The sequence below is a fragment of the Pseudomonas sp. S8 genome, assembly GCF_050473925.1.
GTDB classification, from domain to species: Bacteria; Pseudomonadota; Gammaproteobacteria; order Pseudomonadales; family Pseudomonadaceae; genus Aquipseudomonas; species Aquipseudomonas parakoreensis.
In genome coordinates, this window is sequence record NZ_JBFDVZ010000016.1 from 1,388,831 (window position 1) to 1,415,388 (window position 26,558).

At 61.5% G+C, this 26,558-nt stretch carries 23 protein-coding genes; 14 read left to right on the forward strand and 9 right to left on the reverse strand.

Annotated elements, in window-relative coordinates:
• Positions 1 to 78: 78 nt before the first annotated feature.
• On the forward strand, positions 79 to 858 hold the full coding sequence (locus AB1J88_RS07505) for a TSUP family transporter (RefSeq protein ID WP_222019259.1): 780 nt from the start codon (positions 79 to 81) through the stop codon (positions 856 to 858).
• Here AB1J88_RS07505 and nudC read toward each other — a convergent pair.
• From nudC to AB1J88_RS07520, 3 genes are all read right to left on the reverse strand, one after another.
• Positions 826 to 1,656, reverse strand: a complete 831-nt coding sequence (gene nudC / locus AB1J88_RS07510) for an NAD(+) diphosphatase (RefSeq protein ID WP_430290654.1) — start codon at positions 1,654 to 1,656, stop codon at positions 826 to 828. The two genes, AB1J88_RS07505 and nudC, sit on opposite strands and share 33 nt — an antisense overlap.
• A gap of 6 nt (positions 1,657 to 1,662) precedes the next feature.
• Positions 1,663 to 2,475 carry a crotonase/enoyl-CoA hydratase family protein gene (locus AB1J88_RS07515; RefSeq protein WP_430290655.1) on the reverse strand — a complete coding sequence of 271 codons (813 nt, stop codon included), beginning with the start codon at positions 2,473 to 2,475 and terminating at the stop codon, positions 1,663 to 1,665.
• A 215-nt stretch (positions 2,476 to 2,690) separates the two neighbouring features.
• Positions 2,691 to 3,464 carry a class I SAM-dependent methyltransferase gene (locus AB1J88_RS07520; protein WP_430290656.1) on the reverse strand — a complete coding sequence of 258 codons (774 nt, stop codon included), beginning with the start codon at positions 3,462 to 3,464 and terminating at the stop codon, positions 2,691 to 2,693.
• Positions 3,465 to 3,639: 175 nt separating this feature from the next.
• Here AB1J88_RS07520 and AB1J88_RS07525 point away from each other — a divergent pair, with 175 nt between their 5' ends.
• The 4 genes from AB1J88_RS07525 (at position 3,640) to pncA (ending at position 6,154) form a co-directional block, all read left to right on the forward strand.
• Complete coding sequence (locus AB1J88_RS07525; RefSeq protein ID WP_430290657.1) at positions 3,640 to 4,173, forward strand: tetratricopeptide repeat protein; 534 nt, start codon at positions 3,640 to 3,642, stop codon at positions 4,171 to 4,173.
• Between the two features lie 90 nt (positions 4,174 to 4,263).
• Positions 4,264 to 4,722 carry a sigma-70 family RNA polymerase sigma factor gene (locus tag AB1J88_RS07530; protein ID WP_430292673.1) on the forward strand — a complete coding sequence of 153 codons (459 nt, stop codon included), beginning with the start codon at positions 4,264 to 4,266 and terminating at the stop codon, positions 4,720 to 4,722.
• Entirely contained in the window at positions 4,719 to 5,477 is a 759-nt protein-coding gene (locus AB1J88_RS07535) for an anti-sigma factor family protein (RefSeq protein WP_430290658.1), read from the forward strand. Before AB1J88_RS07530 ends, AB1J88_RS07535 begins: the two co-directional genes overlap by 4 nt.
• Positions 5,478 to 5,527: 50 nt before the next feature.
• Complete coding sequence (gene pncA / locus AB1J88_RS07540; protein ID WP_108182660.1) at positions 5,528 to 6,154, forward strand: bifunctional nicotinamidase/pyrazinamidase; 627 nt, start codon at positions 5,528 to 5,530, stop codon at positions 6,152 to 6,154.
• Between the two features lie 107 nt (positions 6,155 to 6,261).
• On the opposite strand, the gene AB1J88_RS07545 is transcribed toward pncA, so the two are convergent.
• Positions 6,262 to 7,563, reverse strand: a complete 1,302-nt coding sequence (locus tag AB1J88_RS07545) for an ATP-binding protein (protein WP_430290659.1) — start codon at positions 7,561 to 7,563, stop codon at positions 6,262 to 6,264.
• Positions 7,564 to 7,567: 4 nt separating this feature from the next.
• Entirely contained in the window at positions 7,568 to 8,269 is a 702-nt protein-coding gene (locus AB1J88_RS07550) for a response regulator transcription factor (protein ID WP_041063735.1), read from the reverse strand.
• Positions 8,270 to 8,546: 277 nt separating this feature from the next.
• On the opposite strand from AB1J88_RS07550, the gene AB1J88_RS07555 reads away from it, so the two are divergent.
• The 8 genes from AB1J88_RS07555 to AB1J88_RS07590 all read left to right on the forward strand — a co-directional run bounded on the left by AB1J88_RS07555 (position 8,547) and on the right by AB1J88_RS07590 (position 19,138).
• Positions 8,547 to 9,704 (forward strand): efflux RND transporter periplasmic adaptor subunit, encoded by a 1,158-nt coding sequence (locus AB1J88_RS07555; protein ID WP_430290660.1) that lies wholly within the window; start codon positions 8,547 to 8,549, stop codon positions 9,702 to 9,704.
• 15 nt (positions 9,705 to 9,719) lie between these two features.
• A complete protein-coding gene (locus AB1J88_RS07560; protein WP_108182657.1) occupies positions 9,720 to 12,818 on the forward strand; it encodes an efflux RND transporter permease subunit in 3,099 nt (1,032 codons plus the stop codon).
• Between the two features lie 138 nt (positions 12,819 to 12,956).
• On the forward strand, positions 12,957 to 13,598 hold the full coding sequence (locus tag AB1J88_RS07565; RefSeq protein ID WP_198758109.1) for a DUF1345 domain-containing protein: 642 nt from the start codon (positions 12,957 to 12,959) through the stop codon (positions 13,596 to 13,598).
• 166 nt (positions 13,599 to 13,764) lie between these two features.
• On the forward strand, positions 13,765 to 14,793 hold the full coding sequence (locus tag AB1J88_RS07570; RefSeq protein WP_430290661.1) for a LacI family DNA-binding transcriptional regulator: 1,029 nt from the start codon (positions 13,765 to 13,767) through the stop codon (positions 14,791 to 14,793).
• A 177-nt stretch (positions 14,794 to 14,970) separates the two neighbouring features.
• Positions 14,971 to 15,753, forward strand: a complete 783-nt coding sequence (locus AB1J88_RS07575) for an AP endonuclease (RefSeq protein WP_430290662.1) — start codon at positions 14,971 to 14,973, stop codon at positions 15,751 to 15,753.
• The gene (locus AB1J88_RS07580) at positions 15,746 to 16,804 is read left to right on the forward strand and encodes a sugar kinase (protein ID WP_430290663.1); all 1,059 of its coding nucleotides are present in this window, start codon (positions 15,746 to 15,748) and stop codon (positions 16,802 to 16,804) included. Before AB1J88_RS07575 ends, AB1J88_RS07580 begins: the two co-directional genes overlap by 8 nt.
• Before the next feature lie 43 nt (positions 16,805 to 16,847).
• The gene (locus AB1J88_RS07585) at positions 16,848 to 18,146 is read left to right on the forward strand and encodes an MFS transporter (RefSeq protein ID WP_430290665.1); all 1,299 of its coding nucleotides are present in this window, start codon (positions 16,848 to 16,850) and stop codon (positions 18,144 to 18,146) included.
• Positions 18,147 to 18,160: 14 nt separating this feature from the next.
• On the forward strand, positions 18,161 to 19,138 hold the full coding sequence (locus AB1J88_RS07590) for a 2-hydroxyacid dehydrogenase (protein WP_430290666.1): 978 nt from the start codon (positions 18,161 to 18,163) through the stop codon (positions 19,136 to 19,138).
• Positions 19,139 to 19,280: 142 nt separating this feature from the next.
• Here AB1J88_RS07590 and AB1J88_RS07595 read toward each other — a convergent pair whose 3' ends face one another.
• The 4 genes from AB1J88_RS07595 to AB1J88_RS07610 all read right to left on the reverse strand — a co-directional run bounded on the left by AB1J88_RS07595 (position 19,281) and on the right by AB1J88_RS07610 (position 24,981).
• Positions 19,281 to 20,468 (reverse strand): pyridoxal phosphate-dependent aminotransferase, encoded by a 1,188-nt coding sequence (locus tag AB1J88_RS07595; protein ID WP_108182651.1) that lies wholly within the window; start codon positions 20,466 to 20,468, stop codon positions 19,281 to 19,283.
• 41 nt (positions 20,469 to 20,509) lie between these two features.
• Positions 20,510 to 22,135: a methyl-accepting chemotaxis protein gene (locus tag AB1J88_RS07600; protein ID WP_108182650.1), complete on the reverse strand. Its 1,626-nt coding sequence runs from the start codon at positions 22,133 to 22,135 to the stop codon at positions 20,510 to 20,512.
• Positions 22,136 to 22,470: 335 nt separating this feature from the next.
• Complete coding sequence (locus tag AB1J88_RS07605; protein WP_430289937.1) at positions 22,471 to 23,613, reverse strand: glycerate kinase; 1,143 nt, start codon at positions 23,611 to 23,613, stop codon at positions 22,471 to 22,473.
• Between the two features lie 246 nt (positions 23,614 to 23,859).
• Positions 23,860 to 24,981 (reverse strand): sugar diacid recognition domain-containing protein, encoded by a 1,122-nt coding sequence (locus AB1J88_RS07610; protein WP_430289935.1) that lies wholly within the window; start codon positions 24,979 to 24,981, stop codon positions 23,860 to 23,862.
• A 172-nt stretch (positions 24,982 to 25,153) separates the two neighbouring features.
• Here AB1J88_RS07610 and AB1J88_RS07615 point away from each other — a divergent pair, with 172 nt between their 5' ends.
• The gene (locus AB1J88_RS07615) at positions 25,154 to 26,464 is read left to right on the forward strand and encodes an MFS transporter (RefSeq protein WP_430289934.1); all 1,311 of its coding nucleotides are present in this window, start codon (positions 25,154 to 25,156) and stop codon (positions 26,462 to 26,464) included.
• Positions 26,465 to 26,558: the final 94 nt, after the last annotated feature.

Below are 26,558 nucleotides of genomic sequence, written 5' to 3' on the forward strand. Positions count from 1 at the left end.
AACTGATCCGTGTCGCAGGAGGCCTGTGTTACGGGCTATGATGACGCCCCGTTCCTTCCTGCCACACAAGCCGATTCCATGCCTTTCGAACTCAGCGTTGACCTCACTACCCTGGCCGTTCTGGCCCTTGTCGCTTTCATTGCCGGTTTCATCGACGCCATCGCCGGCGGCGGTGGTCTGCTGACCACGCCCGCGCTGCTGACTGCCGGGCTGCCGCCGCACCTGGTGCTGGGCACCAACAAACTCAGTTCGACCTTCGGCTCGGCCACCGCCAGTTTCACCTTCTACCGACGCAAACTGTTCCATCCTCGGCAGTGGATGCACGCGATCGTCGGCACCCTGGTCGGGGCGTTGACCGGCGCGATCGTCGCCCATTACCTGCCGGCGGAATGGCTGAACAAGATGCTGCCGGTGATCGTCTTCGCCTGCGGCCTCTATCTGTTGTTCGGCGGTACGCCAAAAGCGCCGCTGGACAGCGACGCGCCAATCAAGAAGAAATGGCAATCGAGCCAAGGCTTCAGCCTCGGTTTCTACGATGGCGTGGCCGGCCCCGGCACGGGTGCGTTCTGGACCGTCAGCAGCCTGCTGCTCTACCCCATCGACCTGGTCAAGGCCAGCGGTGTGGCGCGCAGCATGAACTTCGTCAGCAACATTGCGGCGCTGTCGGTGTTCATGTTTTCCGGGCAAGTGGACTGGATCATCGGCCTGAGCATGGGCCTGTCGGTGATGGTCGGCGCATTCTTCGGGGCACGCACCGCGATCAGCGGCGGCGCCAAGTTCATTCGTCCGGTGTTCATTACCGTGGTGCTGGGCCTGACCGTGCGCCTAGCCTGGCAACACTGGTTCAGCGTGGCCTAAACGGCGCGCCACGTAGACGTCGATCAGGTAACGGGCAATCGATTTTGACGCCGGCAACGGCGGCAGATCGTGCACGTTGAACCACTGGGCGTCTTCGATCTCGTCTTCCTGGCAGACGATCTCGCCACCGGCATATTCGGCATGGAAGCCCAGCATCATCGAGTGCGGGAACGGCCAGCACTGACTGCCCATGTACTGGATGTTCTTCACCTCGATGCTGACTTCCTCGCGCACCTCGCGAATCAGACAATCCTCGGCCGACTCGCCCGGCTCGGCAAACCCGGCCAGCGTGCTGTAGACCCCGGTGACGAAACGCGGTGAGCGCGCCAGCAGGATCTCGTCACCACGGGTGACCAGCACGATCATGCTCGGCGAGATCCGCGGATAACTGCGCAGCTCACACGGCTGGCAATACATCGCCCGCTCCCTCGGCACCTGGATCATCGCCTGCCCACAGTTGCCGCAGAAGCGATGTTCGCGCGCCCAGGTGCCGATCTGCGCGGCATAACCCAACACCTTGTAGACGGTGTGATCGCCATCGAGCATGAACGCCCGCAGCCCCTTCCAGTTGCAGCCAGGCACTTCGCTGTGACTGTGCAGCTCCAGCAGATACACCGGCTCGCCATCGAGATGGCCAATGCCATGCTCGGCGAGGATCGACAAGTCCTGACGCTTGAGCCATTCCCGGGGGAACAGCGCGCCGTTGTCATCGAACAGAAAGCCTTCGGGGCTGCGCGCAACGGCCCAGCCGCCGGGTTGATCGGTGTCCAGTACTGCAGTGGTCCAGCGAGCTGTCATGGTTTCTCAATCCAGAAATTCGGGTTTCTGTTTACTCATATGGGCGGCCATGGCCACGCGCAAGTCGGTGGATTGCAACATGGCGGCGTTCCAGGTGGCAACGTATTCGAGGCCGTCGTCTATGCGGTGGTCACGCATGTAGCTGATCATTTCCTTGGTACCGGTGACCGCGATGGGCGATTTGCGGGCGATGTCGCGAGCAATGTCCATCACGCCTTCAAGCAGCAGGTCCTTGTCAGCATAAACGCGATTGACCAGACCGAGGCTGCGCGCTTCATCGGCACCGAACGTACGACCGGTGTAAGCCAGTTCACGCAGCATGCCGTCACCGATGATCCGTGGCAACCGTTGCAAAGTGCCAACATCGGCGGCCATGCCGATATCGATTTCCTTGATCGAGAATTGCGCGTCCTCGGCAGCGTAACGCATGTCGCAGGCGGCGATCAGGTCGATGGCACCACCGAGGCAATAGCCCTGAATCGCCGCCAGTACCGGTTTGCGGCAGTTGTCGACGGCGTTGAACGAGGCTTGCAGGGTGAGAATCTTGCGCCGCAGCAGGCGTGCGTTACGGCCGATGTCCTTGCCCAGTTCGTTGGCGACGCCGGCGAGCATCATCAGGTCGATGCCGGAGGAAAAGTGTTTGCCGTTGCCGCTGAGCACCACCACTCGCACTTCATCGGTGTCATCGATCCACTGGAAAATCTCGACGATCTCGCTCCAGAACGCGGCGTTCATCGAGTTGATCTTTTCCGGACGATTGATCTGCACGTGCGCGATGTTGTCGGCCAGTTCGACGCTGAAGGCGGTGTATTGAGTCATGGCAGTGATCCTTTACCGGGCAGAAAATGAGGCCCGAACTATAACAAGGCATCACGATGGCGGTTCGGCCAAATGCGGGACTGACTCCCACAAAAAATGCTGGCGCGCCTTCATCCCTGTAGGAGCTGCCGCAGGCTGCGATCTTTTGACTTTCAAGATCAAAAGATCGCAGCCTGCGGCAACTCCTACAGGGTTTTGTATGTGCAGCAAAAAATCTAACTGACCTTCACCGCCACATACGCCGCCGTCTCATAAGGCACCGTCAGCACATGCCGCCCACGCAACGCCGGCTCCGAGGCAATCAGCGCGCGAATCTGCTCATCGACCTTGTCCCGCTGCGCCTGCGGCAACGCGGCAATGAAACTGGTGGAGCGCACCCGATTGAAAATCACGTCCTCCGGCGAGCCGGTATGTCCATGGTGGAACTGCTGCAATTGCAGCGGCCCGAACGCCGGATGCGGAAACACCTGACGCCATTGGCCGGTGTAGTAACGCGGCGTGTCGCCTTCCAGCGCGTTAACGATAGCATCGAGTTTCGGCACCCAACTGACTTGCGCGTCGCGCAGGTTCCAGATCAGGCCAAGCTTGCCGCCGGGCTTGAGCACCCGGGCGATTTCGCTCAAGGCCTCGGGCGTGGCGAACCAGTGAAACGCCTGCGCGCAGACCACTGCATCCACCGACGCATCCGGCAGTGGCAGATCGGTCGCCGTACCGCTCACCGCCAGCACCTGCGGCCAGGCGGCGGAAAGTTTTTCCAGCATCTGCGCCACCGGTTCCACGGCGATTACCTGTGCATCGGTCGCCACCAGCCGGCCGGTGAACTTGCCGGTACCGGCACCCAGATCGATGACCGTCTTGTGACTGTCCAGACCCAACGTCTGGGTCAACCACTGGCTGACCTGCGGCGGGTAGTCCGGGCGGCCCTTGATGTAGGTGTCGGCGGCAGTCTTGTAGCCGGCAGCAGCGGAGTGATGGACCTGATCTTTCATGGCAGTTCCTCGTATGGCAGTGCGGTGGCATCGTCAGGCGCTGGATGGACGGCTGGCGTTCTTGAGCATAACGCCACAATTTGCGCTTACCTTGAACAGAGCCTGACAAAGCAATGAATAAAATGCCGTGCTGTGGTGTTCAAAGTGAAACATAACCCTCTGTGGAGCCTTGCCCATGACTATCCGTTCCGTTATGTTCGCCGCCCCGTTGCTGCTGGTGACCGCGCTGTCTGCATCGATGGCGTTTGCCAACGGTGATGAAAGTGCGCCCGTGCAGAAACCCAATTGCCCCAAAGGCCAGGTCTGGGACAGCAAATCGCAGAAATGCGTGATGCAGACCAGCCGTGCCGTGCCGGATGCCGACCGTACCGATTACGCCTACAGACTGGCCAAGGACGGTCGATACGAAGAAGCCCTGGCCCTGCTCGACACCCTCAAACAACCGAACACCGCCAAAGCCCTCAACTATCGCGGCTACGCCACGCGAAAACTGGGGCGTACCGATGAAGGCATCGGCTATTACCTGCAATCGGTGAAACTCGATCCGCAGTACGCGCAAGTGCGTGAATACCTCGGCGAAGCCTATGTAATCAAAGGCCGCGTCGACCTGGCGCAGGAGCAGTTGCAGCAGATCAAATCGATTTGCGGAACCTCTTGCGAGGAATACCAGGACCTGGCTGAAGCCATCCACGATTTATCGAAAACCTGAAACAGATAAAGGAACGCCATCATCGTCAGCGATCAGGCATTCAGAGCGGAACTCGGACAGCATCTGGCGCGACTGTGGCGCTACGGCCTGCTGCTGTCGCGCAATCGGCACGTGGCCGAGGATCTGGTGCAAGCCACATGCGTGCGGGCGCTGGAACGTGCCGGGCAATATGTGGCCGGCACGCGCATGGATCGCTGGTTGCTGAGCATCCTGCATTCGATCTGGCTCAATGAAGTGCGCGCCCGCCGGGTGCGTCAGGGCACAGGTCAGGTCGATGCCGACGGGCAACTGGCCTTCGACGGCGAATACGCCGCACAAACCCACGTCATGGCGGCGCAGGTGATTCGCCGGGTCGATGCGTTGCCGGAAACCCAGCGCGAGACCGTATACCTGGCTTACGTCGAAGGCCTGTCCTACCGCGAAGTCGCCGAGATCCTGCAAGTGCCGATCGGTACGGTGATGAGTCGTCTGGCCACCGCGCGGCTGAAACTGGCCGAATACCCGCCGCTGCAAGCCGTGCCGAAAACCACCGGAGGTGACCGCCCATGAACAAGCCCTCCGACGAACAACTGGTGGCCTACCTTGATCATGAGCTGGACCCGGCGTATCGCAATCAGCTCGACAGCGCAATTGCCGACGACCCGTTGCTCAGCCTGCGCGTGCAATGGTTTGAACGCAGCAGCCTGCCGTACAAGGATGCCTATGACGAACTGGCGCAACAGGCACCGCTGGAACGTTTGCAGGCGCGCCTCGATGCCATCCCCGCCCCCCAGCGGCCGGGCCTGAGTCGACGCTGGTTCATCGGTGCGGCCGCCGCGAGTCTGCTGGCGGGCGGCGTGTTGGCCGATCGCCTGTTTCTCGCCTGGCAGTCACAGCAGGCGCATAACTGGCGCGCCTTGGTGGGCGACTATATGGCGCTGTATGTGCCGCAAACGCTTGATCATTTGCCGGGCGACGAAGCCAGCCAACGCGCGCAATTGCGTGCGGTTGACGCGCGGCTCGGTCTGAAGCTGTCACCGGCGCTGCTGAAGTTGCCGGGCGCCGAACTCAAACGTGCACAAATGCTCGAGTACGACGGCGTACCGATTGCGCAACTGACCTATCTGGACGCCAGGCATGGGCCGCTGGCCTTGTGCGTGACCCGCTCCAATAGCGGCAGCCGGCCACTGGCGCACGAACGGCGCCATGAAATGAACGTGGTGTACTGGACCGAAGGTGAGCATGCGTGGATGTTGATCGGGCACAACCCGGCGCCGGAACTGGAAGATCTGGCCAGGCGCTTGATCGAACGGTTGAGCGCATGAGAGTCGCTGCCACTATGCTGAGCGAGTGATTATCCAAGGAGGAACCACCGATGCAGATTTCACCCCGCAGCGCCCTGCTGGTCATTGACGTGCAGAACGACTTCACCCCAGGCGGCCAGTTGGCCGTACCCGAGGGCGATCTGATCGTCCCGCTGATCAATCGCCTCAGCGGCCTGTTCAAACAAGTGATCATTGCCCAGGACTGGCACCCGAGCGGCCACGCGTCATTCGCCTCCAGTCACCCCGGGCGCCAACCGTATGAGGTGATTCAGTTGCCCTACGGCGAGCAGACCCTCTGGCCGGATCATTGCGTGCAAGGCAGCGCCGGTGCCGAGTTTCACCCCGACCTGAAACTGCCTCATGCGCAACTGATCATCCGCAAAGGCTGCAACCCGGACATCGACAGCTATTCGGCGTTTCTCGAGGCGGACCGGCGCACCACCACCGGGCTGGCCGGATACCTGAAAGAACGCGGTATCGACACGGTGTACATGGTTGGTCTGGCACTGGATTTCTGTGTGATGTTCTCGGCGCTGGACGCGCGGGCGGCGGGGTTCAATACGTTTGTGGTGCTGGATGCCTGTCGCGCGATTGATATGGAGGGCTCACTGGCGACGGCCATGGAGCGGATGCAGACGGCCGGGGTTGGCTTGATTCAGTCGAACCAACTCATCTGACCCTGTAGGAGCTGCGGCACGCTGCGATCTTTTGATTCTGATTTCAAGAACAAGATCAAAAGATCGCAGCCTCGTTTCACTCGACAGCTCCTACAGTGGGTTGATGCTCAGCTTGCAGTGGGCAACCACAACCTGAACCGCGCCCCACCCAACGGCGAGCTTTCCACCGTCAGTGTCCCGCCCTGCGCCTCCAGCGCCCGGCGGCTGATGGCCAGGCCCAGACCAAAACCACCGGTAGCACGGTCGCGGCTGCGATCCAGGCGATAAAACGGCTCGAAAATTCGCTCCCGTTCGTCATCCGGGATACCGATCCCATCATCGTCGACCCAGATCTCGCAGCCATCAGGGCTGACCTGCACGCCAATCTGAATGCGTTTTTCGCAATAGCGCATGGCATTGCGCAGCAGGTTCTGGATCGCCCGCGCGGTCAGGCGCGGATCCAGCGTGAAGCGTTCGAGCTGACCGTGCAGCAGCACGTCGATGACGATGTCCGGCGATTCCAGCTCTTCATCGACGCTGCCCAGAATGCTGTCGATGAACTCATCCAGCGAAACCTCAACCTGTTCCGGTAATTGCGCCGGATTCTGCAGGCGGCTGTAAGACAACAATTCCAGCACCAGTTCATCCAGTTCTCGAATGTGCGCCACCAGCCCTTGCAGGCGCTCGCGACTGGTCGCCGGCAAATCATCGGACAGTGCCAGGGCCAGACCGAAATCCAGACGGGTCAGCGGCGTGCGCAATTCGTGAGACACCGCATTGAGCAGGTCGCGCTGTTGGTTGAGCAAATCCTCGATATCGCCGGCCATGGTGTCGAAGACATTGGCCAGGCTGCCGATGTTGGAGCTGGCGGGAATCTGCGTACGCTCGCTCAAGTGGCCTTTACCGAAGCGTTCGGCGGCCCCCTTGAGGCGCTCCAGATCACGCCAGTGCGGGCGAATCCACAACAGCAGGCAGGCGAGCATGGTCGCGCCGATCAGCACGTTGATGCTCCAGTACAACAGATTGACGTCCAGCGGATCCGGCGGCACCACCATTTGCACCGCGACATCGTCGTTCAGCGGCGTGACCGCCAACGTGCGCCATCCCCAATCGCCAATGCGCACCACGTTTTCCCCACGGCGCAAACGCGCCTGCTCGGGGGCGGTGAAACCGGCGTCGTCGATGCGCGCCAGAACGATGTGCAGCGGCTGGAAGTCTTTGTCCATCGACTGCGCCAAGGCTGGCCACTGGTCCTGTGGCACCGCGTGAAACTGACGGGTGATCAGCGATTGCAGGCCCCGCGAATAGTCGAGGTTATAAGTGATGAAGCGCTCGCGGAACGCCATGATCACCAGATCCGGCACCAGATAGATCGCCGCGCTGTAGGAGACGATCGTCACCAGATACAGGCGAAACAGGATTCTGAACATCAGCTCAGCATTCCCATTCGGAACGGCTGAACAGGTACCCCTTGCCCCACACGGTCTTGATCTTGCGCGCCTCGCCCGCGTGGTCGTCGAATTTGCGCCGCAGCTTGGAAATCGCCACGTCCACCGAACGATCGGTGCCGTTGAACTCGATGCCGCGCAGGCGCTGCAGAATCTGATCGCGGCTCAGCACTTCACCGGCATGCCGGGCCAGCACCACCAGCAAATTGTATTCGCCACTGGACAGCTCTACCGGCTGCCCGCGCCAGGTCACGGTGCGCTCGGACAAATCGATGCACAGATTGCCCATGACGATGCGGTCATTGACCGTCATCGGTTCACCGAGGCTGCTGCGTCGCAGCAAAGTGCGCACCCGGGCCAGCAGAACCCTTGGCTCGCAGGGCTTGGTGACGTAATCGTCGGCGCCCATTTCCAGGCCCAGCACCTGATCGTGACTGTCGTCGCGGGCGGTCAGCATCAGGATCGGCAGCGTCGCCGAATCGGCCCGCAGCAGACGGCAGACTTGCAGGCCGTCGAGCCCCGGCAGCATCAGGTCGAGAATGACCAGGTCCGGCGGATTGATCCGTGCCCGTTCACGCACATGGTCACCACGACCGATCACGCTGACGGAATAGCCGTTGCGCTCCAGGTAGCTGGAAATCAGTTCGGCGAGGGCGGTGTCGTCTTCGACCAGGAGGATGTTGGGCATGAGGGTGTTCCAGATATTGCTGTGGTGGATGTCAGACCCTCTTCGCGAGCAGGCTCGCGCCCACATCGATTTTGCCTCGTTCACAAAACCTGTGTGGGCGCGAGCCTGCTGGCGAAAGCGGTCCAACCGTCACAAAAGAATTCAAGGCGTAAAGGATATACGCCCTCACCCGTCCCTGAGTAAAACCCTTACACAATTTCACACAGCGCCTACAAAGCTTCACCGCTACCCTCGGCGTCTGGCCTTAGGATGCGGGCTTCAATATTGGGGGTGGTACATGTCGAAAAAACTTCTGGCCGGGCTCGGCCTGATCGCTGTTGCGTCGTTGCTGAGCGCCTGTGATTCGTCTTCGAAGGCCGAAGAAGAAGCGCCGCCGGCCACCGTGCGTATCGAAACCATCGAGGCCCGCCCCCTGTCGATCAGCAGTGAACTGAGCGGGCGCATCGCTGCACCGCGCATCGCCGAAGTACGCGCCCGGGTCGCCGGTGTGGTGCTGCAACGAACCTTTCGTGAAGGCAGCGACGTGAAAAAGGGCGACGTGCTGTTTCGCATCGATCCGGCACCGTTCAAGGCTGATCTTGATAGCGCCGAAGCCGCGCTGCGCAAGGCCGAGGCCAACGCCTTTCAGGCGAAGTTGCAAGAGCAGCGCTACGCGCAGTTGATCGACGACAAGGCCATCAGCGCTCAGGACTACGACAACGCCCGCGCCAATGCCCGGCAAACCGCCGCCGATGTGGCCGCCAATAAAGCTGCAGTGGAACGCGCGAAGCTGAACCTCGGCTACGCCACCGTCACCGCGCCAATTTCCGGCCGAGTCGGCCGTGCTCTGGTTACCGAAGGCGCGCTGGTCGGGCAGAACGAAACCACGCCACTGGCGCTGATCCAGCAACTCAATCCGATCTACGCCGACCTTACCCAGTCGACCCGTGAACTCAACGAACTGCGTCGCGCGCTCCGCTCCGGGCAGTTGCAGGCAGTCGGTCAGGATCAGGTCAAGGCCACGCTGATTCAGGATGACGGCAGTCTCTACCCGTTACCGGGCAAGTTGCTGTTCAGCGACATCACGGTCGATCCAGGCACTGGCCAGATCATCCTGCGCAGCGAGTTCCCCAATCCCGATCTCGACCTGTTGCCGGGCAGTTTCATCCGCGTACGCCTGCAACAAGCGACCGTGCAGAACGGCATCACCGTACCGCAACGTGCGGTGCAACGTGACAGCGCAGGTATCGCTCAGGTGCTGACTGTCGACGAGCAGATGCGCGTGGCGCAGCAACCGGTGCAACTGGGCGCAGTGCAAAACGACCGTTGGATCGTCACCGGCGGCCTCAAGCCCGGCGACCGTATTGTCATCGAAGGCCTGCAACACGCCCGTCCCGGCGAAAAAGTGCAGATCGACGACACCCCTCTTCCCCTTGCCCAGACTTCTGGTCAGTAAGCAGGACGCTCTTCTATGCCGCAGTTCTTTATCGACCGCCCGGTGTTCGCCTGGGTTGTCGCCCTGTTCATCCTGTTGGCCGGTGCGCTGGCCATCCCGCAATTGCCGGTGGCGCAGTATCCCGACGTCGCGCCGCCACAAATCGAAATCTATGCGGTGTACCCCGGTGCCTCGGCGCAAACCGTCGATGAAAGCGTGGTCAGCCTGATCGAAGAAGAGCTCAACGGCGCCGATCACCTGCTGTACTTCGAATCGCAGAGCAGCCTCGGCAGCGCGACGATCAAGGCCACGTTCCAGCCGGGCACCAACCCGGAACTGGCCCAGGTTGATGTGCAGAACCGCCTCAAAGTGGTCGAGTCGCGCCTGCCGCAAGCGGTCAATCAGCAAGGCCTGCAGGTGGAGAAAGTCTCCGCCGGCTTCCTGCTGCTGATCACCCTGACCTCCAGCGACGGCAAACTCGATGACGTAGCGCTCAGCGATTACCTGGCGCGCAATGTGATGAACGAAATCAAACGCATCGACGGCGTCGGCAAGGCCCAACTGTACGGCGCTGAACGCGCGATGCGGATCTGGATCGATCCGCAGAAGCTGATCGGTTTCAACCTGACCCCGGCCGACGTCAACGCCGCCATCGTCGCGCAGAACGCCCAGGTATCGGCAGGCAGTATTGGCGATTTACCCAATCCGTCTACGCAGGAAATCACCGCGACCATTCTGGTCAAGGGTCAGTTGTCGACGCCGGAAGAATTCGCCGACATCGTGCTCAAGGCCAACCCCGATGGTTCTACCGTACGCATCGGCGATGTGGCGCGGGTCGAGATCGGCAGTCAGGAATACCAGTTCGGCACGCGTCTGAACGGCAAGCCGTCCACCGCTGTTGGCGTGCAATTGGCCCCGGGGGCCAATGCGCTGGCGACCGCCACGTTGATCCGGGCGAAGATGGACGAGCTGTCGCGCTACTTCCCGGCCGGCGTCGAATACAAGATTCCCTACGACACCTCGCCATTCGTCAAAGTCTCGATCACCAAAGTCGTCTACACCCTCGGCGAAGCGATGCTGCTGGTGTTTGCGGTGATGTTCCTGTTCCTGCAGAACATTCGCTACACCCTGATTCCGACGCTGGTGGTGCCGGTGGCGCTGATGGGCACCTTCGCCACCATGCTCGCGCTGGGTTTCTCGATCAACGTGTTGACCATGTTCGGCATGGTGCTGGCGATCGGCATTCTGGTGGACGACGCCATCGTTGTGGTGGAAAACGTCGAGCGGATCATGGCCACCGAAGGCTTGTCGCCAAAAGACGCCACGCGCAAAGCGATGAAGCAGATCACCGGGGCGATCATCGGCATTACCCTGGTGCTGGTGGCGGTGTTCATTCCGATGGCATTCATGCAGGGTTCGGTGGGCGTGATTTACCGGCAGTTCTCGCTGTCGATGGCGACGTCGATCCTGTTCTCGGCGTTCCTGGCCCTGACGCTGACGCCTGCCTTGTGCGCCACGCTGCTCAAGCCGATTGCCAAGGGCGAGCATCATGAAAAGAGCGGCTTCTTCGGTTGGTTCAATCGCCGCTTCGAGCAACTGACCGATCGCTATCAAGGCTGGGTCGGTTACGCGCTGAAGCGCAGCGGACGTTATCTGTTGATCTATGGCGTGCTGCTGATCGGCATGGGGTTGTGCTTCGCGCGGCTGCCCTCCTCGTTCCTGCCGGTCGAGGATCAGGGTTACACCATCACCGATATCCAGCTGCCGCCGGGCGCGAGCAAGAACCGTACGGTGCAGGTGGTCGAGCAGATCGAGGCGCACAACGCCAGTGAACCGGGGGTGGGCGACAGCACGGTGATTCTCGGCTTCAGTTTCTCCGGTAGCGGGCAGAATGCGGCACTGGCGTTCACCACCCTGAAAGACTGGTCGGAACGCGGCAGCGACGATTCGGCCACTTCGATTGCCGACCGCGCCAACATCGCCCTGAGCCAGATCAAGGACGCCATCGCGTTTGCGGTATTGCCGCCACCGGTTGACGGTCTCGGTACTTCCAGCGGCTTCGAATTCCGTCTGCAGGATCGCGGCGGTCTCGGTCACGCGACGTTGATGCAGGCGCGTACCGAATTGCTCGCCGCCGCCGAGAAAAGCCCGATCCTGATGAACGTGCGCGAAAGCGCGCTGGCCGAAGCGCCGCAGGTGCAACTGGAAGTGGACCGCAAGCAGGCCAACGCGCTGGGTGTGTCGTTCGCCGACATCGGTAACGTGCTGTCCACCGCCGTGGGTTCTTCCTACATCAATGACTTCCCCAATCAGGGGCGCATGCAGCGGGTGGTGGTCCAGGCCGAAGGCGATCAGCGCAGTCAGGTCGATGATCTGCTGAAAATGCACGTGCGCAATAACGCCGGGCACATGGTGCCGCTGTCGGCGTTCGTCCAGGCGAAATGGACCCAAGGCCCGGCGCAACTGACCCGTTACAACGGTTACCCGGCGATTGCGATTTCTGGCGAACCGTCGCCGGGGCACAGTACCGGTGAAGCGATGGCAGAGATTGAACGACTGGTCGCCCAAGGGCCGAAAGGCCTGGGTCAGGAATGGACCGGGCTGTCGCTGCAGGAACGGTTGTCCGGCAGTCAGGCACCGATCCTGCTCGGCCTGTCGCTGCTGATCGTGTTCCTGTGTCTGGCGGCGCTGTACGAGAGCTGGTCGATTCCGACCTCGGTGCTGCTGGTGGTACCGCTGGGCGTACTCGGTGCGGTGCTGGCGGTAACCTTGCGCGGCATGCCCAACGACGTGTTCTTCAAGGTCGGGCTGATCACGATCATTGGTCTGTCGGCGAAGAACGCGATCCTGATCATCGAATTCGCCAAGAGCCTGTATGACGAAGGCCACGACCTGATCGACGCGACGTTGCAAGCCGCGCGCCTGCGTCTGCGACCGATTGTCATGACTTCGCTGGCGTTCATCCTTGGCGTGGTGCCTTTGGCCATCGCCACCGGTGCCAGTTCGGCGAGTCAGCAGGCGATCGGTACCGGGGTAATCGGCGGGATGATCACGGCGACCCTGGCGGTGATTTTTGTGCCGTTGTTTTTCGTGGTGGTCATGAAGCTCGTCCAACGCTTCAGCAAACACCCTTGATCCCACTGCAGGAGCTGCCGCAGGCTGCGATCTTTTGATCTTGATAGAACAGAATCAAAAGAATCGCAGCCTGCAGCGCCTACAAAAGCACGATAGCGTGCGCTAAGGTGCAGGGATCGATCATCACTGTGAATCCCCATGCGCTTTCTCGCCCGCACCCACCCTCGCCTGTCCGCCGCCGCTCTGGTTGGCCTTGCCACCGGCCTGCTGGTTCCTGCCGACGCCATCGTCAGCAAAATCCTCATCGGCTGGAATGCGGGCGTCTGGACCTACCTGATCCTGATGTTCTGGTTGACCGTTCGGGCGAAGGCGCCGGACGTCAAACGTATTGCCGTCATCGAAGACGAAAACGCCGGGCTGGTGCTGTTCGTGGTGTGTATCGCAGCCCTGGCGAGTCTCGCCGCCATCACCCTGGAACTGGCCGGCACCAAGGATCTGGATACCCATCGCAAACTTCTGCATTACGCCTTCACCGCCGTCACCGTGGTAGGTTCGTGGCTGGTGATCGGGGTGATCTTCTGTGTGCACTACGCACGCCTGTTTTACACCTGGGACGGCAAGGAACCGGCCCTGCGTTTTGCCGAAGGCCTGACCACGCCCAATTACTGGGACTTCCTGTATTTTTCCTTCACCATCGGCGTCGCGGTGCAGACGGCCGATGTCGGCGTGGCTACCCGCGACATTCGCAAGATCGTCCTGGCGCAGTCGTTGATCGGGTTTGTGTTCAACACCGCGATTCTGGGCTTTTCGATCAACATTGCTGCCGGCCTGTTTGGCTGAGCATTGCGCAGATACCTCAATAACGCTAAGCACCGCCCGTCGGCGCCACGTTGAAGTACCACGCGCATTCACTTGACGGAGCGTCGGCTTCTGGTGTTTCCTGAAACCGGTTTCAGCGCCATCGCGGCGCACGAAACGAATAAATCCAATAATAAGGTTTCACACCGTGAACGACTTTTCCGCCGCCCAGCGCAGCCGCGTGACCATGCTCGATGTTGCCGAACTCGCCGGCGTGTCCAAGGCCAGCGTCTCGCGCTTCATCGGCGATGACCGCGCCCTGCTCTCCGATGCCATCGCCCTGCGTATCGAGCAGGCGATCAGCGAGCTGGGGTACCGCCCGAACCAGATGGCCCGTGGTCTGAAACGCGGGCGCACGCGCCTGATCGGCATGCTGGTGGCCGATATCCGCAACCCTTATTCGATTGCTGTAATGCACGGGGTGGAAACCGCCTGCCGTGCGCATGGCTACAGCCTGGTGGTGTGCAACACCGACCGCGATGACGAGCAGGAACGCCAACACCTGGCGTTGTTGCGCTCGTACAACATCGAAGGGCTGATCGTGAACACCCTCGGTCATCACCGTGACGAACTCCACGAACTGCACCGGGAAATGCCGCTGGTGCTGGTGGATCGCAAGGTCGATGGCCTCAATAGCGACATGCTCGGGCTGAACAACGCGCAGGCTGTCGAGATGGCCCTGACGCACCTTGAGCAGCGCGGCTATCGCGATGTGTTGATGGTGACTGAACCTTATGACGGCACCAGTTCGCGGATCGAGCGGGTCAGCAGTTTTCAGGCGCAGATTGCCCAGCGTTCCGAATTGACCGGGGCCGTGCTGGAAACCGGCGACACACTCGCCACTGATCTTCAAACCTTTTTGAACACACCGGCTACCGGGCCTAAAGCACTGTTCTGCGCCAACGGCGTGGCGGCGCTGGCCTGCACCCTCGCCTTGCGCGAAATCGGCTGCGGGTTATTCGCGGATGTCGGGCTGATTGCCCTGGATGACCTGGACTGGTACCCGTTGGTGGGCAGCGGGATTACCGCCCTCGCCCAGCCAACGGCCGAGATTGGCGCGCGGGCGTTTGAGTGTCTGTTGAAGCGTTTGCGGGGGGATGTCGAGATCCCACGCAGGCTCGATTTTGCCCCGGTGCTGATTGAGCGCGGTTCTACCCGAGGGAATGGTGGTGTGTGAGCTGACGCCTTCGCTGGCAAGCCAGCTCCCACAGGGATTGGGGTGTTAATGCAATCTATCCAATCCCCCAGAACATTGTGGGAGCTGGCTTGCCAGCGATGCGGCCCGAAAGGCCATCACAGAACCACCTGATATTTTTTTGAACAAAAATGAAACCGGTTTCAGAGGCAGATAACAATGAATAAACCCGCCGTTTCCATCAGCCTGTCCAGCTACGGCGCCGAGCTTGTGCGCCAACGCGGGCAAGATTTCTTCATCGACGTGCTGGCCACCGCCGGTGCCGATCGCATCGAATGGCGCGAAGAGTTGCTGACCCGCGAAGTGCCTGCACAATTGCAAGCCGCCACCCAGGCGCAGGGTCTGCAAAGCATCTATTCGTCGCCGACCGAACTGTGGCTCGCCGGTCAGGCGCGGCCCAATCCCGAATTGATCAACGCCCTGCAACACGCCCAGGCGTTTGGCTCGAAATGGCTGAAAGTCTCGCTCGGCTATTTCACCGACAACTGTGATCTGCAGGCGCTGCAGCAACTGCTGGGCAACAGCCCGGTGCAATTGCTGGTGGAAAACGACCAGACCTTGCATGGCGGCCGCATCGAGCCGTTCCAGCGCTTTTTCGCGGCGGTCGAGCAGCATGATTTGCCGATCAAGATGACCTTCGACATCGGCAACTGGCAGTGGCAGGACCAGTCCGCCGCCAACGCCGCACGTCTGCTCGGACGGCATGTCGGCTACGTGCACTGCAAAGCCGTGGCCCGGCGCGCCGACGGCAAACTGGTCGCCGTGCCGCCCGCCGTCAGCGACCTGCATTTGTGGGAACAACTGCTGCGGCACATGGCCCAAGGCGTTATGCGCGCCGCCGAATACCCATTGCAGGGCGATGACCTGGTGGCACTGACCACCGAACATGTCGCCGCCCTCGCCCGCCTTGGCCAATCGCGTCTGGAGCCTGCCCATGTCTGAGATCGATATTCTGTCGTTCGGTGAAACCATGGCGATGCTGGTCGCCGAGCAGACCGGTGATCTGGCTGCAGTCGAGCATTTTCATAAACGCATTGCCGGCGCCGACAGCAATGTGGCGATCGGCCTGTCGCGCCTGGGTTTCAATGTGGCGTGGCTGAGCCGGGTCGGCGCCGATTCCCTCGGACGTTTCGTGGTCGAGACCTTGATCAAGGAAGGTCTGGATTGCAGTCACGTCGCGGTCGATCACCAGCACCCGACCGGTTTCCAGTTCAAATCCCGTAACGACGATGGCAGCGACCCACAGGTCGAGTATTTCCGCCGTGGCTCCGCGGCCAGTCGTCTGTCCGTCCAGTCGATCACCGATACCTTGCTCAGCGCCCGTCACCTGCACGCCACCGGGATTCCACCGGCACTGTCAGCCAGCGCTCGGGAAATGTCGTTCGAGCTGATGACACGCATGCGCCATGCCGGGCGCAGCGTGTCGTTCGACCCCAATCTGCGCCCGAGCCTGTGGGCCAGCGAACGGGAGATGATCCGCGAAATCAATCGCCTCGCCGCCCTCGCCCACTGGGTACTGCCGGGTTTGAGCGAAGGTCGCTTGCTGACCGGCTTCGAAGACCCGGCGGACATCGCCGCGTTCTATCTCGATCAGGGCGCTGAAGCCGTGGCGATCAAGCTTGGGCCGCAAGGCGCCTATTACCGCACGCAACTGGATCAGGGGTTTGTCGCCGGAGTGCCGGTGGCCAACGTGGTCGACACCGTGGGTGCGGGCGACGGATTTGCCGTCGGCATGATCAGTGCCCTGCTTGAACATCAGAGCTTTGCCGAGGCGGTGCAACGCGCCAACTGGATTGGCAGTCGGGCGGTGCAGAGTCGCGGGGATATGGAGGGGTTGCCGACCCGGTCCGAGCTCATCGCTGAATTCCAGTCCGCCATCGCTGGCAAGCCAGCTCCCACAGGGTTCGGCGGTGGGAATGCAATAGTCGACTTACCCGAGATACCTGTGGGAGCTGGCTTGCCAGCGATGAGGCCCGCTCAGACAACCCATTAATTGAACCTGCTGCGACAAAAACAACAAGCTCAGGAGCAACACCATGAAAACCACAACCCTCGCCGCCCGCCGCTGGTGGTACATCATGCCGATCGTGTTCATCACCTACAGCCTGGCGTACCTCGATCGTGCCAACTACGGCTTCGCCGCCGCGTCCGGCATGGCCGCCGACTTGATGATCACCCCGGGCCTGTCTTCATTGCTCGGGGCGCTGTTCTTCCTCGGCTACTTTTTCTTCCAGGTGCCCGGGGCGATCTACGCGCAAAAGCACAGCGTGAAAAAGCTGATTTTCTTCAGCCTGATCTTCTGGGGCGGGCTCGCCACGCTGACCGGCGTGGTCTCCAACGCCTATTGGCTGATCGTCATCCGCTTCATGCTCGGCGTGGTCGAAGCCGCAGTAATGCCGGCGATGCTGGTCTACCTGTGCCACTGGTTCACCCGTGCCGAGCGCTCGCGGGCCAACACGTTTCTGATCCTCGGCAACCCGGTCACGATGTTGTGGATGTCGGTGGTCTCGGGCTATCTGGTGCAGCACTTCAGCTGGCGCTGGATGTTCATCATCGAAGGCTTGCCGGCGGTGCTCTGGGCGTTTATCTGGTGGAAACTGGCCGATGATCGTCCGGCTCAGGCCAAGTGGCTGAGCGATCAGGAAAAGCACGATCTGGAAAGCGCTCTCGCCGCCGAACAGGTCGGGATCAAAGCGGTGAAGAACTACGCCGAAGCCTTCCGTTCGCCGAAGGTCATCATTCTGGCGCTGCAGTTTTTCTGCTGGAGCATTGGCGTCTACGGCTTCGTGCTGTGGCTGCCGTCGATCCTCAAGGCCGGCGCGCAAATGGACATGATCGAAGCCGGCTGGCTGTCGGCGCTGCCGTATCTGGCGGCGGTGATCGGTATGCTCGGGGTGTCGTGGGGCTCGGACAAGCTGCAAAAACGCAAACGCTTCGTCTGGCCGCCGCTGCTGATCGCCTCCATCGCGTTCTACGGCTCCTACGCCTTGGGCGCGGAACATTTCTGGTGGTCCTACACGCTGCTGGTGATCGCCGGCGCCTGCATGTACGCGCCTTACGGGCCGTTCTTCGCCATCGTTCCGGAGATCCTCCCGGCCAACGTTGCCGGTGGGGCCATGGCGCTGATCAACAGCATGGGCGCGCTCGGTTCGTTCGGTGGCTCGTACCTGGTCGGCTACCTGAATAGCTCCACCGGTTCGCCCGGTGCTTCGTACCTGCTGATGAGCGGCGCGTTGCTGCTGTCGGTGGTGCTGACAATTTTTCTCAAGCCCGGCGCCAGTGATCGTGTCGTGGCCAAAGCCGTTGCCACGCGTCCTGTGCCGGCGCATTCCTGAAGAGATTTTTGCCCATGAAAAAGCAAGTCGTGCTGTACAAGAAACTGTCGCCAGCGCTGATGGCGCGCCTGCAGCAACACTGTGACGTGACGCTGATCGAAAGCCTCGACGCCGACGGCCTGATGAAGCTGCGCGACGCCTTGCCGAGCGCCCACGGTTTGCTCGGTGCCAGCTTGAAACTCGACGCCGCGCTACTCGATCTGGCGCCGCAACTGCAGGCGATTGCCAGCGTTTCGGTGGGCGTCGACAACTACGACATCGACTACCTGAGCCGACGCAAGATCCTTCTCAGCAACACCCCGGATGTGCTCACCGAGACCACCGCCGACACTGGCTTCGCCCTGATCCTCGCCACGGCCCGGCGCGTGGTGGAACTGGCGAACATGGTGCGCAGCGGCCAGTGGCACCGCAACATCGGCCCGGCACATTTCGGCACCGATGTGCACGGCAAGACCCTGGGCATCATCGGCATGGGTCGCATCGGCGAGGCGCTGGCGCAGCGCGGGCATTTCGGTTTTGGCATGCCGGTGCTTTATCACAGCCAGTCGCGCAAACCGGCAGTCGAGGCGCGTTTTGACGCGCAGTACCGTAGCCTTGAGGCGCTGCTGCAAGAGGCGGATTTCATCTGTCTTACCTTGCCGCTGACCGCGCAGACTGAAGGTTTGATCGGCGCCGAGCAATTTGCGCTGATGCGCCCCGAGAGCATCTTCATCAATATCTCTCGCGGCAAAGTGGTGGATGAAGCGGCAATGATCGACGCGCTGCGCCATCAACGGATTCGCGCGGCGGGGCTGGATGTGTTCGAGCGTGAACCGCTGAATCATGACTCGCCGTTGTTGCAGCTGAATAATGTGGTGGCAACGCCGCACATGGGTTCGGCGACGCATGAGACGCGGGAGGCGATGGCCAGGTGTGCAGTGGACAATCTGCTGGCGGCTTTGGCTGGGGGGAAGCCGGTGAATCTGGTGAATCCGGTGGCTTGGCAGGGCTGAGATCTTCAGTGCCTGTTTTGGCCAAATCGCTGGCAAGCCAGCTCCCACAGGGTTTTGTGTCGTTCTGAACTGTAATGAACACTGAAGAACCTGTGGGAGCTGGCTTGCCAGCGATGAGGCCGGGACAGGCAACACAAAACTGTCAGGCACTACGCGCCTGCAACAACTGCACCGCACACAACGCAATCCGCGCACAGGCATCCGCCAACTTCACCCTGTCCAGCACCAGCCCGATGCGAATATGCCCCGCCGCACTCGGCCCGAACGCTTCACCGGCCAGGACCGACACCCCGTAACCTTCCAGCAGCCGCTCGGCAAATGCCTGCGCACCAAACCCAGTCTGGCGCACATCGACCATCACGAACATCCCGCCATCCGGGCGAATCGGTTGCAACCCCGGGCAGCCGCGCAAATGCTCGCAGACCAGATCGCGGCGCAAACGATATTCCTCGCGCATCTGTGTCACCTCCGGCAGATCGCTGTGCAGCGCAATCTCCGCCGCTTTCTGCACAAAATCCGGTAGGCCAAAAAGCATGCTCAACGACAGGTTCACCAGATGCTCGGCCAGCGCTTTCGGCCCGATCGACCAGCCGATGCGCCAACCGGTCATGGCGTGGGACTTCGACAGACTGTTGATGGTCGCCGTACGTTCGGCCATGCCCGGCAGACTCGCCGGGCTGATGTGCTCGCCCTCGTAAAGCAGATCACTGTAGACCTCGTCGCTGATCAGCCACAAATCGTGACGCACGCACAGCGCCGCCAGCTCCTGCCAGATCAGCAGGGAAAGGCTCGCGCCGGAAGGATTATTGGGACTGTTGAGCAACATCGCGCGGGTCTTCGGCGTGATCCGCGCGGCGACATCGGCGGGGTCGACGCGAAAGCCATTTTCCGGCCGCACCGGCACCGGCACCACCGTCGCGCCGCACGCGCCGAACACGCCCTCGTAGGTCACGTACATCGGCTCGGCGACGATCACCTCGTCACCCGGATCCAGCAGGCATTGAGCGACCGAATACACCGCGCATTGCGCGCCGGGCAGCACGATCACGTGCTCGGCATCCACCACCTGACCGCTGCGCCGCTGGTGGCGAGCGGCGATCAGCTTGCGCAGCGCCAGTCGGCCACGTACTTCGGAATAATGCGTATCGCCGGCCAACAGGCTGTCGATGGCGCCGTGGATGATCGGCAGCGGCGTGTCGAAATCCGGATCACCCACGCTCAGCAGCAGGATGTCGACTCCCTCGGCGCGCAACGCCAGCGCGCGGTCATGAATCTGCCACGCCGCTGCACCCTCCCCGGCGATGCGTTGGGTCAAGGCTGAATAGCGCATGTACGTCTCCTGATAGCGCGGTCTCCAGCCTTCACCCTAGGTCAAATCACAAACCGCGCCACCATCGCATTCAAATCCACCGCCAGACGCGACAGTTCATGGGTCGCGGCGCTGGTCTGGTTGGCCCCGGCGGCGGACTGCGTAGCCAGATCACGGATGTTGACGAGGTTGCGGTCGACCTCACGCGAGACCTGCGCCTGTTCTTCCGAGGCGCTGGCGATCACCAGGTTGCGCTCGTTGATCTGGTGGATCGACTGGGTAATCTGCTCCAGTGCCACGCCAGCGGCACGAGCCATTTCCAACGTGGTCTGGGTGCGCTGGTTGCTTTGCTGCATCGACGACACAGCTTCGCCGGTACCGTTCTGAATGCCGGCGACCATTTTTTCGATTTCCTGAGTCGACTGCGCGGTGCGATGGGCCAAGGCACGCACTTCGTCCGCCACCACCGCAAAACCACGCCCGGCCTCACCGGCGCGCGCCGCTTCGATCGCCGCGTTAAGGGCCAGCAGGTTGGTCTGTTCGGCGATGGCGCGGATCACATCCAGCACCTTGCCGATGTCGCGACCCTGCGCGGCGAGGCCTTCGATCATTTGCGCAGTGCTCTGCACGTCATGGGTCATGGTCTGGATCGCGTCGACGGTTTTCACCACTTGATCGCGACCTTCGCGGGCGGCCTGGGTCGACTGGTTCGAGGCTTCGGAGGTCGAGACCGCGTTACGTGCGACTTCTTCCACCGCGGCGGTCATTTCGTTGACGGCGGTGGCGGCCTGTTCGATCTCGTTGTTCTGCTGTTGCAAGCCACGGGAGGCTTCTTCGGTGACTGCGCTCAGCTCTTCGGCCGCGGCGCCCAACTGGGTGGCGGAGCCGGCGATCTGTTCGATGGTTTTGCGCAGATTGGTCTGCATCGTCGACAAGGCTTGCAGCAATTGTGTGGCTTCGTCTTTGCCATCCACTTCAATCGACTGGGTCAGGTTGCCGCCAGCGATGGTTTGCGCCGCCTGCACGGCACGGTTCAGCGGGGTGACGATGCTGCGGGTCAGCAGCAGGGCCAGCAGGACGGTGGCAAGCGCCGCGACAACAGCCACAATGACGATGCCGGTAATGGCGCTGTCGTAATGCTCACCGGCCTGCGTGGAGGCGACTTTCGCGCCTGCAGCGTTGATTGCGATCAGCTTGTTGAGCTGTTCGCCCATCTGGTCGGTGCCGTCCTTGATCCGCGTGTTGATCAGGGTGCGCATCTCGTCGACTTTGTCCTGGCGCGACAGCTCCATCATCTGGTTTTGCGCTTGCAGGTAGTTGTCGAGTGTGGTCGCGAACGTCTGATATAACGCACGCTCTTCGCCCTCTGCCGGCAACGCGGCGTAACTGGCCTGAGCACTGCGCACCTTGTCCACCAGCACGCCGATGCGCGTTTGCGCTTCTTGCAGGCCTGCCGGGTCGCGGTTGACCAGAATCCGGAACGACAGAATCCGCAGGCGCAGAACGTTTTCCGTTACCACGCCAAGGTACGTGACGCTGGGCAGTTGATTGGTCTCCATGTCGATGGAGGCCTGGCGGATGGTCGACATGCGGTTGACGGCGAACACACCAAGGACAATCACCAACAAGGCGATAAAGGCAAAACCGAGGAAAGCACGAGGCGCGATATTCAGGTTACGCAAGGACATGGTTGGACTCTCGGATAGAGGTAACTGCGAGCGTCCTTGCCGTCATCACTGGCCCTTGAGCGGGGTCAGTCCGGCGGCACTGTTCGAGGGAATCTGTGTGCGCCTGACCTCTGTATCGGCTGGGCTTTAGGAAGATTTCGTGTAAAGCAGAAATATTTTTCAAGGTGTTTCAACACTGAAACACCCTGACACCAACCCTCTGTGGCGAGGGGATTCATCCCCGATCGGCTGCGCAGCAGTCGCAAAATCTCAAAACTGGTTTTTAGCGAAAAGCGCAGGAGGCTGCTTCGCAGCCCATCGGGGATGAATCCCCTCGCCACAACATCTTCACGCAGTCAGTTATTGACTTTGGCCATTTGCCAGACCCGGGCGATGTCCGTCGCGCGCTCGCGCAACAAGCGTGGAGCTTCGGCGCAGGCCTGCTCCAGGGTCATCGGGCCGCTGGTGACTGCGAATGCGGCGTCGATGCCGTGCTCGTAGAGCTCCTGATAACCCTCGCCGAGCGTGCCGGCGATGACAATGACCGGGACATCGTGTTTTTTGGCAATCCGCGCCACACCAAACGGCGTTTTGCCGCGCAGGGTCTGCGCGTCGAAGCGACCTTCGCCAGTGATCACCAGATCGGCGCCGTTGACCGCTTCCGCAAGGCCCACCAATTCGGCCACCACTTCCACGCCTGCTTGAAATTGCGCGCCCAGAAACGCTTTCGCCGCAAAGCCCAGCCCGCCGGCCGCGCCGCTGCCCGGCTCATCGCGAACGTCTTTGCCCAACGCTTGCGCGCAGAAGTCGGCGAAGTGACCGAGGGCCTGATCCAGTTGTTGCACCTGTACCGGTGACGCGCCCTTTTGCGGGCCGAAAATCGCCGAGGCACCGTGCGGCCCGCACAGTGGATTGTTGACGTCGGCGGCGATGTCGAACCGCACTTGGGCCAGACGCGGATCAAGCTCGCTCAAGTCCAGCCGCGCCAGTTGCGCCAAGGCCAGGCCGCCCGGTACCAGCACCTGACCTTGTGCATCGAGCAATTTCACCCCCAGCGCCTGCATCGCGCCGGCGCCGCCATCGTTGGTGGCGCTGCCGCCAATGGCCAGAATCACCCGTTGCGCACCGGCATCCAGTGCGGCGCGAATCAGTTCACCGGTGCCGAAGGTGCTGGTGATGCAGGCATCGCGCTGCCCCGTAGGCACCAACTGCAAACCACTGGCCTCGGCCATTTCAATGATCGCGGTGTGGTTGTGCGGCAGCCAGCCCCACGCCGCATCGACCGGAGTGCCCAGCGGCCCGCGTACCCGAGTCCGGCGCAGTTCGCCTTCGCAGGCAGCAAGAATCGACTCCACCGTGCCCTCGCCGCCGTCGGCCATCGGACATTTGACCAGCGTGGCGTGCGGCCAGACTTGCGCCAGGCCCAGCTCAATGGCCTCGGCAACGCCTTGGGCACTCAGGCTGTCCTTGAACGAATCGGGGGCAATGACGATCTTCATGCGAATTCTCCAGTTCCAATGCGCTTCATGCTGCCAGTCGGCACGCGCATTGACGCCTGTCCGCTGCACAAGGGCGGTTGGCGTTTATTGTTCATTTCTACAAAAGCCTTGGACTTGATGCCGAATGCTCTGGCCTCATCGCTGGCAAGCCAGCTCCCACAGGGATCTTCAGTGGCTACATAACTTGTAATCACCTTGTAAACCTGTGGGAGCTGGCTTGCCAGCGATGGCGGCCTTAAGAACAACTCATACCGCCGGATCAGTCTGCGGCAGTAATTGCACCCCAAGGTACAACGCCAACATCCCGTCCAGCCGCAACGGATCAACTCCGCTGATCTCGGCAATCCGCTCCATCCGGTAACGCAAGCTGTTGCGGTGAATGCCCAGCGCATCGGCACAGGCCTGGCTCTGGCCGTCGTGTTCACACCAACTGCGCAGGGTCGCGAGCAACTGGCCGTTACCGTCCTTGGCAATCACTTTGCGCAACGGTTTGAGCAGTTCATCCAGCGCGTCGTCATTGCGATGGCGCCAGAGCATCACCGGCAAACGATAGCGATTGAGCGTCAGCAGTCGCGACTGCGGCAGCACCTCACGCCCATACGCCAGCAGATCGCCGACCCGTCGATAACAGCGGCGCAAACCGGCCAGCCCATCCGCCTGCCCGCCCACGGCGATGCGCAGAATGTTCCAGCCCAGGCCATCGAGTTTTTCCAGCAAACGATCATGCTCAACCGTCTGACTTGCGGGCCGGCACCACAGCAGCGATGACTTGGCCGAACTCACGCACCAGCTGTCCGGGTAGCGCGAGGTCAGCCACGCACTCAGCGCCTCGACGGTTTGTCCCGGCCCTTGTTCCAGGCCCAGCTCGAACAGGTACGGCACCCGGGTCAACTGCGGCTTGAGCCCCAGTTGCTGCGCCTCATCGACCAGCCGCGGCGAGTCGCCGGCATCGCTCAACAGCAACGCCAGCAGGTCATCGCAACGCTGGCGCCGCCATTGCTGCTCGGCCTGCTGATTGCGCTGACCAACGAGCATTTCGGCAGTCATGCGCACCAGTTCGGCGTAGGTGCGCAGTTGCTCCGGCTCGCCGGTAATACCGAGCACGCCGATCAGGCGTTGATCGAGCATCAGCGGCAGGTTGATCCCCGGCTGCACACCCTTCAAGTGCACGGCGGTTTGTGCATCGATCTCTACCACCCGCCCGTTGGCCAGCACCAGTTGCGCACCTTCGTGACGGGTGTTGATGCGCTCCAGCTCGCCGCTGCCAAGGATCAGGCCCTGGCTGTCCATGACGTTGACGTTGTAGGGCAAAATGGCCATGGCCCGGTCGACGATATCCTGAGCGAGGTCGTGATCGAGTTCGAACATGATCGGCAAAATCCTTAAGCAGCGGCGGCGGACGGTTGTTCACCCGCACAGGGTCTGGCGGCAAACCCTGTGCTCAGGCACAAAGACAATCCGGCCACAGGTGGCCGAGACTCTCGGGGCGATCAACGTTAACCTGTGCATCGCAAAAAATCATAATAAAGAGAGAGCCGCTATGTCGCAGAGCGCCGCAGCTACCCAGACCATCGACGACGGTAAAAACGCCGTCTACAAACGCATCACCCTGCGTTTGATTCCCTTCATTTTCATCTGCTACCTGTTCAACTACCTCGACCGGGTCAACGTCGGCTTTGCCAAGCTGCAGATGCTCGACGCGTTGAAATTCAGCGAAACCGTGTACGGCCTCGGCGCCGGGATCTTCTTCATCGGCTACGTGCTGTGCGGCGTACCGAGCAACCTCGCGCTGACCAAGTTCGGTCCACGGCGCTGGATCGCGCTGATGATGATCACGTGGGGCACGCTATCGACCTGCCTGTTGTTCGTCACCACCCCGACCCAGTTCTACACCCTGCGCCTGTTCACTGGTGCGGCCGAAGCCGGGTTCTTCCCCGGTGTGGTGTTGTATCTCTCGCAATGGTTCCCGACGTTTCGCCGTGGGCGGATCATGGCGCTGTTCATGTCGGCGATCCCGGTCTCCGGCCTGCTCGGCAGCCCGTTTTCCGGTTGGATCCTCAACCACTTCGCCGCCGGGCAGGGCGGCCTGGCGGGCTGGCAGTGGATGTTCCTGCTGCAAGGCATTCCGACCGTGATCCTCGGCGCCCTCGCCTATTTCCTGCTGAGTGACAGCTTTGCCAACGCCAAGTGGCTGAGCCCGTACGAGCGCGCGGTGCTTGAAGCCGATCAGGCCGAAGACCTGGCGAACAAACCGAAAACCACCTCCGACTCGTTGCTTGCGGTATTCAAGAACCCGGCGATCTGGGCGTTTGGCCTGATCTACTTCTGCATCCAGAGCGGCGTGTACGCGATCAACTTCTGGCTGCCGTCGATCATCAAGAACCTCGGTTTCAGCGACAACCTGGTGATCGGCTGGTTGAGCGCGATTCCGTATCTGCTGGCGGCGGTGTTCATGCTGCTGGTCGGGCGTTCGGCGGACTTGCGCAAAGAGCGTCGCTGGCATTTGGTGGTGCCAATGCTGATGGGCGCCCTCGGCCTGCTGATCGCGGTGAACTTCGCCGCCAACCCGGCCATCGCGATCCTCGGCCTGACCCTTGCGACCATGGGCGCGCTGACCGGTCTGCCGATGTTCTGGCCAGTGCCGACCGCGCTGTTGAGCGCGGGCGCCGCGGCCGGCGGACTGGCGTTGATCAACTCGATGGGGCAGATGGCCGGTTTCCTCAGCCCGTACCTGGTGGGTTGGGTCAAGGACAGCACCGGGTCGACCGATGCGGCGTTGTATCTGTTGGCGGGTGTGATTGTTGGCGGGAGTTTGCTGGCGTTGCGCATGACGCGGACTCTGCGGGCTTAATCATCACGTTTTAAGATCAAAAGATCGCAGCCTGCGGCAGCTCCTACAGGAAAACGCGTATTTCCATGTAGGAGCTGCCGCAGGCTGCGATCTT

Excerpts from the sequence above, each read along its gene's own strand:
- AB1J88_RS07505 (WP_222019259.1), top strand. The coding sequence starts at position 79 with ATGCCTTTCGAACTCAGCGTTGACCTCACTACCCTGGCCGTTCTGGCC.
- nudC (WP_430290654.1), bottom strand. The coding sequence starts at position 1,656 with ATGACAGCTCGCTGGACCACTGCAGTACTGGACACCGATCAACCCGGC.
- AB1J88_RS07515 (WP_430290655.1), bottom strand. The coding sequence starts at position 2,475 with ATGACTCAATACACCGCCTTCAGCGTCGAACTGGCCGACAACATCGCG.
- AB1J88_RS07520 (WP_430290656.1), bottom strand. The coding sequence starts at position 3,464 with ATGAAAGATCAGGTCCATCACTCCGCTGCTGCCGGCTACAAGACTGCC.
- AB1J88_RS07525 (WP_430290657.1), top strand. The coding sequence starts at position 3,640 with ATGACTATCCGTTCCGTTATGTTCGCCGCCCCGTTGCTGCTGGTGACC.
- AB1J88_RS07535 (WP_430290658.1), top strand. The coding sequence starts at position 4,719 with ATGAACAAGCCCTCCGACGAACAACTGGTGGCCTACCTTGATCATGAG.
- pncA (WP_108182660.1), top strand. The coding sequence starts at position 5,528 with ATGCAGATTTCACCCCGCAGCGCCCTGCTGGTCATTGACGTGCAGAAC.
- AB1J88_RS07545 (WP_430290659.1), bottom strand. The coding sequence starts at position 7,563 with ATGTTCAGAATCCTGTTTCGCCTGTATCTGGTGACGATCGTCTCCTAC.
- AB1J88_RS07550 (WP_041063735.1), bottom strand. The coding sequence starts at position 8,269 with ATGCCCAACATCCTCCTGGTCGAAGACGACACCGCCCTCGCCGAACTG.
- AB1J88_RS07555 (WP_430290660.1), top strand. The coding sequence starts at position 8,547 with ATGTCGAAAAAACTTCTGGCCGGGCTCGGCCTGATCGCTGTTGCGTCG.
- AB1J88_RS07560 (WP_108182657.1), top strand. The coding sequence starts at position 9,720 with ATGCCGCAGTTCTTTATCGACCGCCCGGTGTTCGCCTGGGTTGTCGCC.
- AB1J88_RS07565 (WP_198758109.1), top strand. The coding sequence starts at position 12,957 with ATGCGCTTTCTCGCCCGCACCCACCCTCGCCTGTCCGCCGCCGCTCTG.
- AB1J88_RS07575 (WP_430290662.1), top strand. The coding sequence starts at position 14,971 with ATGAATAAACCCGCCGTTTCCATCAGCCTGTCCAGCTACGGCGCCGAG.
- AB1J88_RS07580 (WP_430290663.1), top strand. The coding sequence starts at position 15,746 with ATGTCTGAGATCGATATTCTGTCGTTCGGTGAAACCATGGCGATGCTG.
- AB1J88_RS07585 (WP_430290665.1), top strand. The coding sequence starts at position 16,848 with ATGAAAACCACAACCCTCGCCGCCCGCCGCTGGTGGTACATCATGCCG.
- AB1J88_RS07590 (WP_430290666.1), top strand. The coding sequence starts at position 18,161 with ATGAAAAAGCAAGTCGTGCTGTACAAGAAACTGTCGCCAGCGCTGATG.
- AB1J88_RS07595 (WP_108182651.1), bottom strand. The coding sequence starts at position 20,468 with ATGCGCTATTCAGCCTTGACCCAACGCATCGCCGGGGAGGGTGCAGCG.
- AB1J88_RS07600 (WP_108182650.1), bottom strand. The coding sequence starts at position 22,135 with ATGTCCTTGCGTAACCTGAATATCGCGCCTCGTGCTTTCCTCGGTTTT.
- AB1J88_RS07605 (WP_430289937.1), bottom strand. The coding sequence starts at position 23,613 with ATGAAGATCGTCATTGCCCCCGATTCGTTCAAGGACAGCCTGAGTGCC.
- AB1J88_RS07610 (WP_430289935.1), bottom strand. The coding sequence starts at position 24,981 with ATGTTCGAACTCGATCACGACCTCGCTCAGGATATCGTCGACCGGGCC.
- AB1J88_RS07615 (WP_430289934.1), top strand. The coding sequence starts at position 25,154 with ATGTCGCAGAGCGCCGCAGCTACCCAGACCATCGACGACGGTAAAAAC.